Raw genomic sequence first — 17,147 nt, 5'->3', positions numbered from 1 at the left:
TCCTGGAAAGTGCATCAGGCATTGATACGCGCCTGGGCGGCCAGGCGATTGATTGCCCGGTCGAGTTCTTCGAGAGCGCCGAAGGCTTTCGGGTCCTGTTGCTTGAGCAGGGTTTCGCTGCGCTGGCAGGCAGCGCGCAGTTGTGGAACGCCGCAATAGCGGGTGGCGCCGTGCAGGCGATGGACTCGTTCGATCAGGGCATTGTGGTCGTGGCTTTCCTGCGCCTGGCGGATCGCTTCACGGTCTGCTTCCAGCGACGCCAGCAACATCGCCAGCATGTCCGCCGCAAGATCGGCCTTGCCGGCGGCCAGGCGCAAACCTTCTTCGTGATCGAGCACCTGCAATTCAAAGGCACCGCCGTGGCTCTCGCCCGAACGCTCCGGACGCTGGTTGCGCAGCGCCAGGCCACTCCATTTCAGTACCACTTGCGCCAGTTGCCGCTCGCTGATTGGTTTGGTCAGGTAGTCATCCATGCCGCTTTGCAGCAAGGCGCGTTTTTCGTTGGCCATGGCATGGGCGGTGAGGGCGACGATGGGCAGCGGCGTGCAATGCCGTTCGCTTTCCCACTGTCGAATTGCTTCAGTGCTTTGACGTCCGTCCATGCCGGGCATCTGCACGTCCATCAGCACCAGATCGAATGTCTCGTTCTGTACCGCTTTGACGGCGGCATAACCACTTTCCACCGCGAGCACCTTGGCGCCCATGTCTTCGAGCAGGGTTTGCACCAACAGCAGATTGGCCGGATTGTCGTCGACGCACAGCACCTTCGGCGCACGGCTGGAAACCGGTTCGCCGGGTTCGTTACGCGATTGGCGCGGGTTGACCAGATCGGACAGCGCGCGACGCAGTTTACGGGTGCAGGCCGGTTTGGCCTGCAGTTGGCTGTGGGGGTTGGGAACCGAGAGGTGGAACAGCGTCTGTTCCGTGGTCGGGCACAGCACCAGCACTTTGCAGCCCAGGTGTTCGAGGTCCCAGATGTACTGGTTGAGGCGTTCCGGCGGCATGTCGTTGCTGGTGACTCCCAGCACGGCCAGGTCGATCGCCTGTTCAGTCTGGTGGACCCCGGTTACGCCGTTGGTCAGGCTTTCCAGGTTGTTGAACGGTGTGACGTCGAGGCCGCAGTCTTCCAGTTGATGCTGCAACGCCTGGCGGGCCAGTTCGTGGTTTTCCAGTACCGCCACCCGCCGTCCAAGCAACGGTGGGCCGGGCAGGTCCTCGGTGTCGTCGCGGGTCTTGGGCAGGTTGAGGCTGATCCAGAATTCCGATCCCTCGCCCGGCGTACTGTCGACGCCAATCTCTCCCCCCATCTGTTCGATCAGGCGCTTGGAGATCACCAGCCCCAGCCCCGTGCCGCCAGGTTGTCGCGACAGCGAATTATCGGCCTGGCTGAAGGCCTGGAACAGCGCGCGCACGTCCTGGTTAGACAGGCCGATGCCGGTGTCCTGAATGCTGATGCGCAACTGCACGCTGTCTTCGTGTTCTTCTTCGAGCATGGCCCGGGCGACGATGGTGCCTTCACGGGTGAACTTGATCGCGTTGCTCACAAGGTTGGTGAGGATCTGCTTGAGGCGCAGCGGGTCGCCCACCAGTGACAGTGGCGTGTCGCGGTAAACCAGGCTCACCAGCTCCAGCTGTTTGGCATGGGCGGCTGGGGCGAGGATGGTCAGGGTGTCCTGCAGCAAGTCGCGCAGATTGAACGGAATATGGTCGAGCACCAGTTTGCCGGCCTCGATTTTCGAGAAGTCGAGGATTTCGTTGATGATGCCCAGCAGGCTGTCGGCGGACTTTTCGATGGTGCCCAGGTAGTCGAGCTGGCGCGGGGTCAATTCGCTTTTTTGCAGCAGATGAGTGAAACCGAGGATGCCGTTGAGCGGCGTGCGGATTTCATGGCTCATGTTGGCGAGGAACTCGGATTTGATCCGGCTCGCCTCCAGCGCTTCCTTGCGCGCCAGATCGAGTTCGATGTTCTGGATTTCGATGGTTTCGAGGTTCTGGCGCACGTCTTCGGTGGCCTGATCGATGCTGTGCTGCAATTCTTCCTGGGCATTTTGCAGGGTGCCGGCCATGCGGTTGATCCCTGACGCCAGTTCATCCAGCTCTTGGCTGCCGAGGGGCGGCAGACGGGTTTCCAGATGTCCGTCCTTGAGCTGAGCCACGGCTTGCTTGATCTGATTCAGCGGCCGATTGATGGTGCGGCCCATACGCAATGCCAGCAGCGCCGCGCCGCTCAGGCCGGCTGCAATCATCAGCAGGCTGGCAAACAGGCTGCGGTAGCCGCGTAGCAGCATGCTGTTATGGGACAGTTCGAGTTCGACCCAGCCCAGGAGGCGGTCGGTTTCATCGGGAATCAGGTCGCCGGCCAGGTTGCGGTGTTTGCCGAAAACCGGCAACAGATAGCGCGTGGCGTCACTGCCGCTGCGGCGCAGCATCTGCGTACCATCGCCCGACGGTGTCTGGGTGACCATGGTTGGGCCGGCGTGGGCCAGCGGCGTACGGTCCGGTGCGAGAAAGGTCACGGCACGCACATCCGGTTGCTCCAGGGACTGTGTGGCGATGCGCTCCAGCAGTTCGCTGTTCTTGTGTCCCATGGCCGGGGCCACCAGCGGTGCCAGTTGCTCGGCGATCATTTCGCCGCGCTGCATGAGTTGGGTTTGCAGGTCGGATTGCTGCATCCAGGTAAAATAGCCGCCCAGGACCAACGCCATCAGGCTGGTCGGCAATAGAGTCAGCAACAGCACGCGGCCTTTAATTCCAAGATTCTTGAGCACGCACTTCTCCTGCATCCCGCTATTTATAGAGCTGCACGTGCGTCCGGCACGCGCCACTTGCGCAGTGTAGCGATTTGCAGGCAGGCAATCTTCGTAAAATTGTTGTCGTCATTCGTCGCTCATCCCGGCGTCTTTTCGTTCAGCTCAAGCCCTTGGGTTGCCGTGGACGGTGCAATCTTGAATAATTATCAACTGAGAGTTATTTGCAGATACTCATGACGCCTATTGCAGTTGGCCATCCACGTATCCTCTCCATTGAAGACGACCTCGTCCTCGGTGCATATGTTCACGAGCATTTGGGTCGCAGCGGCTTTCAGGTGACCTGGTGCCAGAACGGCCAGGAAGGTCTGAAGGTTGCCCGCGAGCAAGCCTTCGATGTGGTGCTGATGGATATTTTGCTGCCAGGCCTGGACGGGCTGTCGGTGTTGACGCAACTGCGCCGCAGCCATTCCACTCCGGTCTTGCTGATGTCGGCGCTTGGCGCCGAAGAGGATCGCATCAGCGGCTTTCGCCTCGGGGCCGATGACTACTTGCCCAAACCCTTCAGCATGGTGGAGCTGCGGGTGCGCATTGAAGCGATCCTGCGCCGGGTCGCGCTCGACCGTCGGCCGATGCCGACAGCGGTTACCCCCTCGATGGACAGCCTGCATTTCGACGATGAACGCTTCGACGTGTTTTATACCGGGCAGGCCGCGGGCCTGACCCGCAGTGAATATCGACTGCTGGAAACCCTGGACCGCCATGGCGATGACGTGTTGAGCAAGGCCTTCCTCTATCAGCATGTACTGCAACGAGGCTACGCCGCCCATGACCGTAGTCTGGACATGCACATCAGTCAGATTCGCCGCAAGCTCAAGGCCATCGGCTACACCGAGCGTGAACTGCGCACGGTCTGGGGCAAGGGCTACATCCTGAGTGCCACCGATGACCTGTAACTTTCCGGGACGGCATTCGCTGTTCTGGAAACTGGCTTGCCTGTTGGTGGCATTCTGTCTGCTGATGATTTGGTTGAGCTGGTCCTGGGGCCGCTACATGGAAGAGCAAAACCAGTATCTGTCGGAGGAGGCTCGCAACACCTTGAGACGCTATGCCGCCGAAGCCGAGCAAGCGTGGCAGCAGGGGCAGCAGGGGCAGCAGGCGGGCGTCGATCGCTGGCTGAAAAATATGCGCCAGCAGGAATCCGGCTGGGTTGGCGTCATCGATGGAGATTTGCAGTCGCTCAGTAGCCAGCCCCTGAGCGACGAAGAAGTCCAGCAGCTGACCTTTCTGCGCCGTATCGATTGGCCCATTCACCGCAAAGGCCTGCCATGGCTGCGTCTGCCGTTTCCCGGCGATCCGTACGCCGGCAGTCTGGTGATTGAATTGCCCCAGCGGTACATGCCCGGGCGCTACACAGTTTTCTGGCGGGTGATCACCAATGGGGTGATTCCTGGGCTGTTCACCCTGCTGCTGTGCGTGGGGCTCTACCGTTTACTGGTGGTGCCGCTCAATCACCTGCGTGAACAGGCCAATGCCTGGCGTGCCGACCAGTTGAATGTGCGGCTGTCGAGTCGCACCACCAATCGTACGGATGAATTGGGCGAGTTGGGCAGGGCGTTCGATCACATGTCCGAACGCCTGCAAAGTACGGTGGCCTTGCAACAGCAATTGCTGCGCGACCTGTCCCACGAATTGCGCACGCCACTCAGTCGCCTGAGAGTTGCCAGTGAAAGCGAGCAGGGGCTGGAGCCATTGCGCGAACGCATTGGCCGTGAGGTCGATGGCATGCAGCGTCTTGTGGAAGACACGCTGCAACTGGCCTGGCTCGACACCGGGCGCACTCGACTGCCCGATGAAGCGATCCAGATTCAGGCGCTGTGGGAGATGCTCATGGAAAACGCCTGTTATGAAAGTGGCTGGCCCGAAGCGCAGCTGCGATGTTCAGTGGATGCGTCCTGCTGGGTACGCGGCCATCTCAACACCCTGGCCCAGGCCCTCGAAAACATACTGCGTAACGCCATTCGACATTCACCCGCGGGCGGCATTGTCCACCTCGGCGGTCGGCGTGATGGCCGCTACTGGCATTTATGGCTGGAAGATCAGGGCGGTGGCGTGGCGCAAGATGATCTGGAGCGGATTTTCCTGCCGTTCACTCGTCTCGATGACTCGCGGCGGGGGAATGGCGGGTTTGGGTTGGGGTTGAGCATCGCGAGGAATGCCGTGCTGCGTCAGGGGGGGACAATCTGGGCGGAGAATACCGGGAAGGGGCTGCGGATGAATTTGCGCTTGTTGGCTGATGACGCGGTCGAGAGCACCCACCTTCTGCAAATTCCGCCCTTATACCCATAAGCCATAAGCACCACACTTTGCGTGATATGGCCTGACCCGGTTTGCCGGTATGATAGGCGCCCCCGCAGTCTGGATTGCGAATACGCCATGACCTTGCAGTACCCAACCATCGCCGATTGCGTCGGCAACACTCCGCTGGTCCGTTTGCAGCGCTTGCCTGGCAACACCAGCAACACCCTTTTGCTCAAGCTCGAAGGGAACAACCCGGCGGGTTCGGTCAAGGACCGTCCGGCGCTGTCGATGATCACCCGCGCCGAACTGCGCGGGCAGATCCACGCCGGCGATACGCTGATCGAAGCGACCTCGGGTAATACCGGGATCGCCCTGGCCATGGCTGCCGCGATCAAGGGTTACAAGATGATCCTGATCATGCCGGACAACTCCAGTGCCGAACGCAAGGCCGCGATGACCGCCTACGGTGCCGAGCTGATTCTGGTCAGCCAGGAAGAAGGCATGGAAGGCGCCCGCGACCTTGCCCAGCGCATGGAGGCCGAAGGCCGTGGCAAGGTGCTGGATCAGTTCGCCAACGGCGACAATCCCGAGGCGCACTACACCACCACTGGCCCGGAAATCTGGCGCCAGACCCAGGGCACCATCACCCATTTCGTCAGCTCCATGGGCACCACCGGCACGATCATGGGCGTCTCGCGCTATTTGAAAGAGCAGAGCGAGAGCGTGCAGATCATCGGCTTGCAGCCAATGGAAGGTTCGGCGATCCCGGGCATCCGTCGCTGGCCACAGGAATATCTGCCGAAGATCTACCAGGCCGATCGGGTGGACCGTATCGTCGACATGGCCCAAAGCGAAGCCGAAGACGTGACCCGTCGCCTGGCCCGCGAAGAAGGCATTTTCTGCGGCGTATCCTCGGGCGGTGCGGTGGCGGCGATGCTGCGTCTGTCAAAGGAAGTTGAAAACGCGGTGATCGTCGCGATCATCTGCGACCGTGGCGACCGATACCTGTCGACCGGCATTTTCGACGCGCCCAACTGATGGCCAAGCACGAAAGAGGCCTGCGCTTCCAGCCCACCGGCGGCAGCAAGGCCCCGCAAGTCCCGACCGGCAAAAAACAGCGCCTGACCATCGAGCGCCTGGCCAATGACGGTCGCGGCATCGCGTTTTTCGAAGGCCGCACCTGGTTCGTCATCGGCGCGTTGGCCGGTGAAGAAATCGAGGCGCGCGTGCTCGGTGCCCACGGCAAAGTGGTCGAGGCGCGCACCGAACGGGTGTTCAAGGCCAGCGAGCTGCGCCGCCCGATGCCGTGCGCCCATGCCGGCCGCTGCGGTGGTTGCAGCGTGCAGCATCTACCGCACAACGAACAACTTGCCCTGAAACAGCGCATGCTCGCCGAGCAATTGTCGAAGGTCGCGGGTGTCGAACCCGAAGAATGGGCGGCTCCTTTGAGCGGTCCGGAATTCGCTTATCGTCGCCGTGCCCGAGTGGCTGTGCGCTGGGACATGAAGGCGAAAAAACTCGAAGTGGGTTTCCGCGCCGCCGGCAGCCAGGACATCGTCGCCATTGATCAATGCCCGGTGCTGGTACAACCCTTGCAGCCCATCATGGCCGGTTTGCCGGAAATGCTGCGGCGCTTGAGCAAGCCTCAGGCACTCGGTCATGTGGAGTTGTTCAGCGGTTCATCGTTGGCCGTGTTGCTGCGGCACATGGCGCCGTTGTCCGAAAGTGACATGACCATCCTCAAGGATTTCTGCGCGTTGCATGAAGCCCAGTTGTGGCTGCACGGTGACGGCGAGCCGCAACCGGTCGAGGCCGATCAGTCGTTGGGCTATCGCCTGGAACCGTGGAATCTGGAGCTGGCGTATCGGCCCGGGGATTTCATTCAGGTCAACGCCGGGGTCAACGAAGCGATGGTTGCCCAGGCGCTGGCATGGTTGAAGCCAACTGCGGATGAACGTGTTCTCGACCTCTTCTGTGGCCTGGGCAACTTTGCCTTGCCGCTGGCGCAGAGCGTACGTGAGGTGGTGGCAGTGGAAGGGGTGCAGGTGATGGTCGAGCGGGCAGCCGCGAACGCCGTTAGCAATAATCTGCATAACGCGAAGTTTTTTCAGGCCGATTTATCCCAGCCTTTGACCGACGCCGAATGGGCCGCCGAAGGCTTTTGTGCGGTACTCTTGGACCCACCCCGTGACGGTGCTTTCGAGGTAGTGCGCAAGCTCAAATCTCTGGGCGCCGAACGGTTGGTGTATGTATCGTGCAACCCGGCAACTTTGGCGCGCGACACGGTCGAATTGATCAAGCAGGGCTACCGGTTAAAACGTGCCGGGATTCTCGATATGTTTCCTCAAACGGCACATGTCGAGGCCATGGCGTTATTTGAAGCGAGCTAGGAAGGCTCGTCTGGTCCGACTGGCCCGCCCGTGCAGCCGCGCACCAGCCCGACGTGGGCTCATGGGCATCGAAGGTCAGCGATTTTGACGCATTGAATCTGCGTCGTAGGGAAGGTAAGCAAGATGGTACAGGTGAGAGCACACCAGCCGATCAACACCGACGGCAGTATCAATCTCGAGGCTTGGCTCGATCACGCGGTCAGTGTCGATCTGGCACTGGATCGCGAAGCCTTGAAAGAAGCCTGCGAGTACGCTCGTGAGGCCGAACAACAAGCCAATGCGGCGAAGAACCTGTGGTCGGAAGGAAACTCGAGTTTCCGCACCGGCCTTGAGATCGCCGAGATTCTCGCCGACCTCAAGCTCGATCAGGATTCGCTGGTCGCCGCGGTCTTGTACCGTGGCGTGCGCGAAGGCCAGATTCAACTGCCCGCGGTCAGCCAGCGCTTCGGTCCGGTGGTGGCCAAACTCATCGACGGCGTGCAACGCATGGCGGCGATCAGCGACAGTCTGAGTCCGCGTAAATCCATGGTGATGGGCACTCAGGGCCAGGTCGAAAACCTGCGCAAAATGCTCGTGGCCATGGTCGACGATGTTCGCGTCGCGCTGATCAAACTGGCCGAGCGCACTTGCGCGATCCGTGCGGTGAAAACCGCCGACGACGAGAAGCGCAACCGCGTGGCCCGCGAAGTCTTCGACATCTATGCGCCGCTCGCCCATCGCCTGGGTATCGGTCACATCAAGTGGGAGCTGGAGGACTTGTCCTTCCGTTACCTTGAGCCTGACCAGTACAAACAGATTGCCAAGCTGCTCCACGAGCGGCGCCTGGATCGCGAGCGATTCATCAGCGACGTGATGAGCCAGCTGAAAAACGAATTGCAGGCGACCGGCGTCGAGGCCGACATCAGTGGCCGGGCCAAACACATCTATTCGATCTGGCGCAAAATGCAGCGCAAGGGTCTGGAATTCAGCCAGATCTACGACGTGCGCGCCGTGCGTGTGCTGGTCCCGGAAATGCGCGACTGCTACACCGCGCTGGGTATCGTCCACACCTTGTGGCGGCACATCCCGAAAGAGTTCGATGACTACATCGCCAACCCCAAGGAGAACGGTTACCGCTCGTTGCACACGGCGGTGATCGGCCCGGAAGGCAAGGTGCTGGAAGTACAGATCCGCACCCACGCGATGCACGAAGAAGCCGAGTTGGGTGTCTGCGCGCACTGGCGTTACAAAGGCACCGACGTCAAGTCCGGCTCCAACCACTACGAAGAGAAAATTTCCTGGCTGCGTCAGGTGCTCGAGTGGCATGAGGAACTGGGTGACATTGGCGGTCTGGCGGAGCAGTTGCGGGTCGATATCGAACCTGATCGGGTCTACATCTTCACCCCTGACGGTCACGCCATCGACTTGCCGAAGGGCGCGACGCCGCTGGACTTTGCCTACCGCGTGCACACCGAGATCGGTCATAACTGCCGTGGCGCCAAGATCAACGGGCGCATCGTGCCGCTCAACTACAGCCTGCAAACCGGTGAACAAGTCGAGATCATCACCAGCAAGCACGGCACTCCGAGTCGGGACTGGCTGAACCCGAACCTGGGTTACGTCACCACGTCGCGGGCACGGGCGAAGATCGTCCACTGGTTCAAATTGCAGGCGCGCGACCAGAACGTCGCTGCCGGCAAGACCCTGCTGGAGCGTGAACTCAACCGCCTTGGCTTGCCGCAGGTGGACTTCGACAAATTGGCCGAAAAGGCCAACATGAAGACCGCCGAGGACATGTTCGCCGCGCTCGGCGCCGGCGATCTGCGCCTGGCGCAACTGGTCAACCTGGCGCAGCAACTGGTCGAGCCGGAGCGCGGCAACGAGCAGCTGGAACTGATTCCGCGCAAGGCCACCGGTTACAAGCCAGGCAAGCGCGGCGATATCCAGATCCAGGGCGTCGGCAACCTGATGACCCAGATGGCGGGCTGCTGCCAGCCATTGCCGGGCGATGCGATCGTCGGTTACATCACCCAGGGCCGTGGCGTGAGCATTCACCGCCAGGACTGCGCCTCGGTGCTGCAACTGGCCGGGCGCGAGCCGGAGCGGATCATCCAGGTCAGCTGGGGGCCGGTGCCGGTGCTCACTTACCCGGTGGACATCGTCATTCGCGCCTACGACCGTTCCGGTCTGCTGCGTGACGTGTCGCAGGTGTTGCTCAACGAGCGGATCAACGTACTGGCGGTCAACACACGCTCGAACAAAGAGGACAACACCGCGCTGATGTCCCTGACCATCGAGATTCCGGGCCTGGATGCGCTGGGGCGGTTGCTGGGGCGGATTTCCCAGTTGCCGAACATCATTGAAACCCGGCGTAACCGTACGCCATAAAACGGGAGCGCTTTTCTGTAGGAGCGAGCCTGCTCGCGATGGACGTTAACGATGACGCGTGCTGTCTGGATGAAGGCGCCGCTCTCTGATCCATCGCGAGCAGGCTCGCTCCTACAGGGAGCGGACAGAGATTGAACGATGTATTCACTCGAAGACCTGCTGCACCTCATGAGCCGCCTGCGCGACCCACAGTACGGTTGCCCGTGGGACATCAAGCAAACCTACGCCACCATCGTCCCGCATACCCTGGAAGAAGCCTACGAGGTCGCCGACGCCATCGAGCGTGGTGACTTCGATCACTTGCAGGGTGAGTTGGGCGATCTGCTGTTCCAGGTGGTTTACTACAGCCAGCTGGCCCGGGAAGAAGGGCGTTTCGAATTCGCCGGTGTGGTCGACAGCATTACCCGCAAACTGATTCGCCGGCATCCACACGTGTTCCCCACCGGCGATCTGTACGCGCCGCTGGATGTCCCGCGTTTGAGCGAAGAGCAGGTCAAGCAACGCTGGGAAGAGATCAAGGCCGAAGAACGGGCCGAGAAGTCATCCGCGCCCCAGCAACTGTCCTTGCTTGATGATGTTCCCGCCGCACTGCCGGCGTTGTCCCGTTCAGCCAAATTGCAGAAGCGTGCCGGGCAGGCTGGTTTCGATTGGCCGGATGCCTTGCCGGTGCTGGACAAGGTCCGTGAAGAGCTTGATGAAATACTTGAGGCGATGGCCGACAACGACTCGGGCGCGATTGCCGACGAGGTCGGCGACCTGCTGTTTTCCGTGGTCAATCTGGCGCGCCACCTCAAGGTTGATCCGGAAACCGCGCTGCGTGGGGCCAACAGCAAGTTCGAACGACGTTTCCGTTTTATCGAACAGGCATTGCGCGACACCCATCGTCCCATGGAAGATTGCACCCTCGAAGAGTTGGACGCCCTGTGGGGCGAAGCCAAACGTCAGGAAAAGAATTTGCCCAGCTGCGGTTGAGCAGTTGCCTAAGTGAGTAATAAGCACCATGAGCATTTCCCTCCGCGACCAGTTGCTCAAAGCAGGGCTGGTCAACCAGAAGCAGGCCAAGCAGGTCAGCAAAGAGAAACAGAAGCAGCAGCGTCTGGCCCACAAAGGCCAGATCGAACTCGATGACTCCCAGCAGCGTGCGGCTCAGGAAGCCATGGCCGAGAAGGTCAAGCGCGATCAGGAACTCAACCGTCAGCAGCAGGAGAAGGCCGAGGCAAAAGCCCGTGCCGCGCAGGTCAAGCAACTGATCGAAGTCACGCGCCTGCCGAAATTGACGACCGAGGACTACTACAACTTCGTCGACGACAAGAAGGTCAAGCGAATCTCGGTCAACACCCTGATGCGCAATAAGCTCAGCAACGGTTCGCTGGCCATCGTGCACCACGGTGGTGGCTATGAAGTGATCCCGCGTGAAGCGGCCCTGAAGATCCAGGAGCGCGATCCGCAACGTATCGTGCAACTGAATGTGCAGACCGAAGAAGTCGCGGCCGAGGACGATCCGTACGCGGCCTATCAGATCCCTGACGATCTGATGTGGTAAGTCGTTAACGACTGCAACAACGACAAACCCCGCTCATGGCGGGGTTTGTCGTTTTCAATGCTGTCATGGCTTATGCGGACTGCTGCTCTCGTTGCCGTTCCAGCAGTTCCAGTTCGGCCCTATAGTTGTGAGCGTCGATTTCGTTATGGAACATCCCGACCAACAAGCCCTGTTGATGCACATCCCAGATGCGGATACCGGCGGCTACGCCTTCGTGGGATTTATGTGAATCGTCGCGTTCAGTTACTTTTACAGTCATCTGCTAGCTCCAATCTTGTTTATCTGCAGCAAGGCGTGTGCAGGATTCTGTTATATGTTTTGTTAGCTTGCTAAGTAAACTCTTCGATTTGGAAACAGACTTTTGCAAAATCGGGCAAAGTCTCGCAGGCCTTGCAGGCCGCGACATTCAGTCGCAGGCCGTTAAGTTTCATGACAAAAGCTTCATGTTCGCATTGAGGATAACCCCCCGGTTCGACACTGGCCGGAACCCCTATGGGAGAGAGTTTGCTCGCGATGAGGACGCATCACTGATACACCGCCATCGTCGGAGCGCGCCCGGAGCAATCTCGCCCACGGGGCTTTGCGTTTTCCAGGCAAAAAAACGCCCCGAACCAGTCGGGGCGTTTTCGTGTGCAGCGAAACGGCGGGGTATTACTTACCCTGCCAGCGCTTCAGTACCAGCGTGGCGTTGGTGCCACCGAAACCGAAGCTGTTGCTCATCACGGTGTTGAAGGCGACATCTTCACGAGTCTTGGTCAGGATTGGCAGGTCGGCCACTTCCGGGTCCAGTTCGTCGATGTTGGCGGAGCCCGCCATGAAGTTGCCTTCCATCATCAGCATGCAGTAGATCGCTTCGTGAACGCCGGCGGCGCCCAGGGAGTGACCCGACAGGCTCTTGGTGGAGCTGATGGCTGGAGCCTTGTCACCGAAGACAGCGCGCACACCTTTCATTTCCGCAACGTCGCCAACCGGAGTCGAGGTGCCGTGGGTGTTCAGGTAGTCGATCGGAGCATCAACGGTGGACATCGCCATCTGCATGCAGCGGATGGCGCCTTCGCCGCTCGGGGCGACCATGTCGTAGCCGTCGGACGTCGCGCCATAGCCAACGATTTCCGCGTAGATTTTCGCGCCGCGGGCCAGAGCGTGTTCCAGCTCTTCAACCACGACCATGCCGCCACCGCCAGCAATGACGAAGCCGTCACGGTCGGCGTCATAAGCGCGGGAGGCTTGTTCCGGGGTGTCGTTGCGCTTGCTGGACAGTGCGCCCATGGCGTCGAACAGGAACGACTGGCTCCAATGCTCTTCTTCACCGCCGCCGGCGAATACGATGTCCTGCTTGCCCATCTGGATCTGTTCCATGGCGGTACCGATGCAGTGAGCACTGGTGGCGCAGGCAGAAGCGATGGAGTAGTTCAGGCCCTTGATCTTGAATGGCGTGGCCAGGCAAGCAGAAACGGTGCTGCTCATGGTCCGCGTTACACGGTATGGGCCGACGCGCTTGACGCCTTTCTCGCGCAGGATGTCCAGCGCTTCCATCTGGTTCAGCGTGGAGGCACCGCCGGAACCGGCGATCAGGCCGGTACGCGGGTTCGACACTTGCTCTTCGGTCAGGCCGGAGTCAGCGATGGCATCTTTCATGGCCAGGTAGGCGTAAGCCGCCGCGTGGCCGACGAAGCGATAGATCTTGCGATCGATCAGTTCTTCGAGGGGAAGGTCGATGGAGCCGGAAACCTGGCTACGCAGACCCATTTCAGCATATTCCGGGTTGAACCGGATGCCAGGGCGGCTTGCACGCAGGTTAGCGGAGACGGTCTCTTTGTCATTGCCCAGGCACGAAACAATGCCCAGACCAGTGATAACGACGCGGCGCATGCGGATAACCCTTAGAAGTTGTCAGTGGAGGTGAAAACGCCGACCCGGAGGCCTTCGGCGGTGTAGATCTCGCGACCGTCGACAGTGACCGAACCATCGGCGATGGCCAGGTTCAGCTTGCCCTTGAGCACGCGTTTGATCTGGATGTTGTAGGTGACTTTCTTGGCGGTCGGCAGGACCTGGCCGAAGAATTTGACTTCGCCCGAACCCAGGGCGCGGCCGCGGCCCGGCAGGCCTTGCCAGCCGAGGAAGAAACCGACCAGTTGCCACATGGCGTCGAGGCCCAGGCAGCCCGGCATCACCGGATCGCCTTCGAAATGGCAGGCGAAGAACCACAGGTCCGGGGTGATATCCAGCTCGGCGACCAATTCACCTTTGCCGTACTTGCCACCCTCTTCGTTGATCAGGGTGATGCGATCAACCATCAGCATGTTGGGGGCGGGCAGTTGCGCGTTACCTGGGCCGAACAGCTCACCGCGACTGCAGCGCAGCAGGTCTTCCCGGGTAAAGGCGTTTTGTTTGGTCATGCGAGCTCCTCAATAGTCCCATGCGGCAGGTGGGGCAAATCTTCCCGGCCGATCGAAGCGTTCATGCCTCGAACCGGCAGCCTACTCATAGACTATTGCGTTGTGGTGAAAGTCACAGCACCAAGGACATGAATGTACACTTGTGCACTGAAATTTTTATTCAAGCCCCTTTTCGGGCCTGTTCGGGTGCCTAAGACTGCCGCACTTTCGACTTTCACGCCAGTCACAGATGGTCGAAAGGCCTGTACTACTGCACCCAGCGTTGCAGAATTTGCTGAAGATCAACCCGTTTGAAGGGCTTGGCCAGGTAATCGTTCATCCCCGCCGACAAGCAGGCTTCACGGTCGCCCTGCAAGGCATTGGCGGTCAGGGCGATGATCGGCAGGTCGGTGCAACCGGGCAGTTGGCGGATCTGGCGAGTGGCCTCGTAGCCGTCGATGATCGGCAATCGGCAGTCCATGAGGATCGCTTCGAAAATCAGGCTCTCGGCACTGCGCACGGCCTGCGCACCATCGGCCGCGACACTGACCGTAAAGCCCAGGCTGCGCAACATGGCTTCGATAACCGTCTGGTTGACCGGATTGTCCTCGACCAGCAATACATTGCGGCCCTCACCGTCACCCTTGCCGCTGGGCGCGCGGAGTGAACGTGCCGGCAATGGCTGTTGGTAGAGCGCCAGAGGAATTTCCAGCGTGAATACCGAGCCCCGGCCTTCCTCGCTTTGGGCACGCAAGGTGCCGCCCATGCGTTCGGCCAGGGTGCGGGCGATCGGCAGGCCCAGTCCGGTGCCTCCGTAACGCCTTGAAATGGAACTGTCAGCCTGCTGGAACGCGTTGAACATCAATTCCAGGCTTTGCGCCGAAATGCCAATTCCGCTGTCACGTACGGTGCAGGTAAACCACAACAATTCGTGATCGAGGGATTGCCACTGCGATTCGATGGTGACGCGACCCTGCTCGGTGAACTTCAGCGCATTGCCGACCAGATTGACCAGAATCTGCCGGATGCGCGTCGGGTCGCCCTGAACCTGAAGCCCGCGCATGTCGTCGGGGATCTGCAACTGCAGATCAAGCCCGCGCTGCACGGCGCTGTGCTGGAATGACTGCGCGCAGGCGCTGATCAGGTCCGCGAGGTTGAAAGGAATATGTTCCAGCTCCAGTTCCGAACGTTCGATGCGCGAGAAATCCAGAATGTCGTTGATGACTTTGAGCAGGTGTTCAGTGGACTCGGATGCCAGTGCGGCGTATTCGACCTGTTCCTCGGTCATGTCGGTGGTTTCCAGCAACTGCAGCATGCCCAGCACACCGTTCATGGGCGTGCGCAGTTCGTGACTCATCATGGCGAGGAAATCTGACTTGGCGTTGTTGGCCTTTTCCGCTTCTTCGCGGGTCTGGATCAATTGCGCCATTGCCTGCTGCTGTTCACGGCTGGCCTGTTCGAGGCCGCTGGCGAGGTTGTTGATGTGTTGCGACAGGGCGCCCAGCTCGGTGTCGTCGACGATGGGCAAGGGGGTCTTATAGTCACCGTTCTGGATCGCCTTGACCGCGTCGCCGATGTCCCGGATCGGTTGCGAGAGGCTTCCCGCCAGGCGCCGGGCGACCAGAAAGGTGAACAACAGCGCGAACAGCGCCAGAATACCGGCCTTGAGCAGGATTTCCTGCTGGCGCTGACTGAACGCGTCACTGGACAGTCCGACGATCACCCGACCCAGATAGTCTTCGGCAGGAGCCGTGGCCGCGCTGTTGCCACTCTGGAAAAAATCATTGTGCAGTGGTACCCGTTGCAGCCGCACCGGCGCCTGGAACACTTCGACCTGGCGTGGGCGGGCCGACGGTTGCTCGACGTGCACCAGAATCCGGTTGGCGCTGTCCTGGATTTCCAGAAAATGTACATTGGGCGTTGCCAATGTGGCCTTCAGCAGGCTGTCCAGCACTTCATTGTTGCCGGATATCACCCCGTACTCGGTCGCCGGCGCCAGTTGGTTGGCGATCAACTGACCTGTGTGGTTGAGCTCCTGGCGCAGGTCCTGGAGCCGTACGAATGTGAAGAAGCTGATCAACAGCAGTGTCAGCAGCAGGGCAGGGCCCAGGCTGATGAGCTGGGTCCGGGTGTTGATGTCCCAACGACGACGGAAGGTCATGGGCGGCGTTCTCCTTCTGCCAACAATGCTGCGACAGCTGCTTCATTTATCTGTTCGATACCCAGCGAGCGCGCCACTTGCGCGTTGCTCGAGACTTTGAAGCGCCGCGCGTAGTGCGTGCGTGGCCAACTGGCGGGTGGCTGGTCGAGCAAGTCGCCGAGCATCGCCAGCCAATCGCTTTGATCACTGTAGGTGCTGGCCAGGCTCCCGGCCTTGACGAAGCCGGCATTGGGGCCGATCAGCGCCATTTGTCGGGCATAGCTGCTGAGCAGCAGATTTTTCGCGGTTTTCGGGTTGTACAGGTCCGGATCGTCTAAGCCCAGCAGCACATCGCTGTTTTTCAGCAGGTTCTGTAACGGACGGTTGTCGAGGGTGTTATCCCAGCGCTCGGTGACCACTTCAAGACCCAATGGCAGAGCGGCCTGGCGCAGTTCCTTGAGCAAAAACTCGCTGTGGTTGTCGAACAGCACGCCAACCCGTTTGACCTGAGGCAAAAGGATTTGGATCAGGCGCAATTGACGGCCCAAGGGCGGATCGCTCCACAGCAGGCTGAGGTGCGCCGGCAGGGCGTCGCCCAGGTGTTGCCGCGCCTGCAGGCGGCTGATGCGCAGCACCAGTGTCGCCGGACCATGGCTGTCTTGCAGGCGCCAGTCGAGGCTCGGCAGGTCGAGCAGAATCAATCGGATATTGCCAGGCAGCTTGCCTGGTGCCGGCAGGTCGGCCAGCGGCTGGAAACGCACGTTGTCGCCAGGTCGCAATTCGCGCAAGGCCTGGGTGAAGGACTGTACGCCGGGGTTGTCTTCGATACCGGTGAGCAGAATGTCCGCGGCGTGGACCGCCAGGCTGCTCATCCAGCCACTGACCACCAGGCACAACATGACCAGTAGATGGCCAACGGTTGGCGTCCTGGGCAACCGATAATGCTGCATCTTAAAACGCCAGTTCCGCGCTGAAGTGCATCACCCGGCGCTCGTCGTAGTGGTTGTCGACGAAGCTGGTGGGCTGATAGACGAGTCGTTGCTCAAGCACGCCGGCCAATTCCAGGTTGGCCTTGCCCAGGCGGATGTGTTTGGCGATGCAAGTATCGACTCGTTCAAAGCCGTAGTCGTTGAGGGCTTCGTCACTATAGTAGAGGCGTGCACGGTTCCATTCGTGGTCCGAATCGGCGGAGCCGCTGTGACGCGCAGTCTGCTGCGCATCCAGGGAGGGGCTCCCCGGCACGGCGGCCGGTGATTGTTTCAGGCGAATGGCCGTGAGCAC

Annotated in this window: 13 protein-coding genes and 1 pseudogene; 7 read left to right on the top strand and 7 right to left on the bottom strand. The window is 60.5% G+C overall.

Annotation, left to right across the window (positions count from 1 at the left end; translation table 11 throughout):
- Positions 1-14: 14 nt before the first annotated feature.
- Positions 15-2,768, bottom strand: a complete 2,754-nt coding sequence (locus ACVWYU_RS27525; RefSeq protein WP_457374182.1) for a response regulator — start codon at positions 2,766-2,768, stop codon at positions 15-17.
- Positions 2,769-2,983: 215 nt separating this feature from the next.
- On the opposite strand from ACVWYU_RS27525, the gene ACVWYU_RS27520 reads away from it, so the two are divergent.
- The 7 genes from ACVWYU_RS27520 to ACVWYU_RS27490 all read left to right on the top strand — a co-directional run bounded on the left by ACVWYU_RS27520 (position 2,984) and on the right by ACVWYU_RS27490 (position 11,348).
- Complete coding sequence (locus ACVWYU_RS27520) at positions 2,984-3,703, top strand: response regulator transcription factor (protein ID WP_457374181.1); 720 nt, start codon at positions 2,984-2,986, stop codon at positions 3,701-3,703.
- Positions 3,693-5,096 (top strand): histidine kinase sensor domain-containing protein, encoded by a 1,404-nt coding sequence (locus tag ACVWYU_RS27515; protein ID WP_457374180.1) that lies wholly within the window; start codon positions 3,693-3,695, stop codon positions 5,094-5,096. The genes ACVWYU_RS27520 and ACVWYU_RS27515 overlap by 11 nt, the downstream gene beginning before the upstream one ends.
- 87 nt (positions 5,097-5,183) lie before the next feature.
- On the top strand, positions 5,184-6,086 hold the full coding sequence (gene cysM, locus ACVWYU_RS27510) for a cysteine synthase CysM (protein ID WP_090324505.1): 903 nt from the start codon (positions 5,184-5,186) through the stop codon (positions 6,084-6,086).
- Complete coding sequence (gene rlmD / locus ACVWYU_RS27505; RefSeq protein WP_247257901.1) at positions 6,086-7,438, top strand: 23S rRNA (uracil(1939)-C(5))-methyltransferase RlmD; 1,353 nt, start codon at positions 6,086-6,088, stop codon at positions 7,436-7,438. The genes cysM and rlmD overlap by 1 nt, the downstream gene beginning before the upstream one ends.
- A 123-nt stretch (positions 7,439-7,561) precedes the next feature.
- Positions 7,562-9,805, top strand: coding sequence for a GTP diphosphokinase (relA, locus tag ACVWYU_RS27500; RefSeq protein ID WP_090324501.1), 2,244 nt, complete (start codon positions 7,562-7,564; stop codon positions 9,803-9,805).
- Between the two features lie 138 nt (positions 9,806-9,943).
- Positions 9,944-10,777, top strand: coding sequence for a nucleoside triphosphate pyrophosphohydrolase (mazG, locus tag ACVWYU_RS27495; protein WP_457374179.1), 834 nt, complete (start codon positions 9,944-9,946; stop codon positions 10,775-10,777).
- Between the two features lie 28 nt (positions 10,778-10,805).
- Complete coding sequence (locus tag ACVWYU_RS27490) at positions 10,806-11,348, top strand: DUF2058 domain-containing protein (protein WP_090324498.1); 543 nt, start codon at positions 10,806-10,808, stop codon at positions 11,346-11,348.
- Positions 11,349-11,418: 70 nt separating this feature from the next.
- Here the strand turns inward: ACVWYU_RS27490 and ACVWYU_RS27485 are convergent, their stop codons facing one another.
- The 6 genes and pseudogenes from ACVWYU_RS27485 to ACVWYU_RS27460 all read right to left on the bottom strand — a co-directional run.
- Positions 11,419-11,607: a hypothetical protein gene (locus ACVWYU_RS27485; RefSeq protein ID WP_090324496.1), complete on the bottom strand. Its 189-nt coding sequence runs from the start codon at positions 11,605-11,607 to the stop codon at positions 11,419-11,421.
- 392 nt (positions 11,608-11,999) lie between these two features.
- The gene (gene fabB / locus ACVWYU_RS27480) at positions 12,000-13,220 is read right to left on the bottom strand and encodes a beta-ketoacyl-ACP synthase I (RefSeq protein WP_090324493.1); all 1,221 of its coding nucleotides are present in this window, start codon (positions 13,218-13,220) and stop codon (positions 12,000-12,002) included.
- An 11-nt stretch (positions 13,221-13,231) separates the two neighbouring features.
- Positions 13,232-13,747 carry a 3-hydroxyacyl-[acyl-carrier-protein] dehydratase FabA gene (gene fabA, locus ACVWYU_RS27475; protein ID WP_090324492.1) on the bottom strand — a complete coding sequence of 172 codons (516 nt, stop codon included), beginning with the start codon at positions 13,745-13,747 and terminating at the stop codon, positions 13,232-13,234.
- A 247-nt stretch (positions 13,748-13,994) separates the two neighbouring features.
- Positions 13,995-15,887 carry an ATP-binding protein gene (locus tag ACVWYU_RS27470; protein WP_090324490.1) on the bottom strand — a complete coding sequence of 631 codons (1,893 nt, stop codon included), beginning with the start codon at positions 15,885-15,887 and terminating at the stop codon, positions 13,995-13,997.
- Positions 15,884-16,816, bottom strand: coding sequence for an ABC transporter substrate-binding protein (locus ACVWYU_RS27465; RefSeq protein WP_457374178.1), 933 nt, complete (start codon positions 16,814-16,816; stop codon positions 15,884-15,886). The genes ACVWYU_RS27470 and ACVWYU_RS27465 overlap by 4 nt, the downstream gene beginning before the upstream one ends.
- 1 nt (position 16,817) lies before the next feature.
- Positions 16,818-17,099, bottom strand: a pseudogene (locus ACVWYU_RS27460) (TonB-dependent receptor); the annotation flags it as partial.
- Positions 17,100-17,147 lie beyond the last annotated feature (48 nt).

The sequence above is a fragment of the Pseudomonas sp. TE12234 genome, from assembly GCF_054061835.1.
Note: the sequence above shows the minus strand (reverse complement) of the source record. Positions and strands in the feature narration are given on the sequence as shown.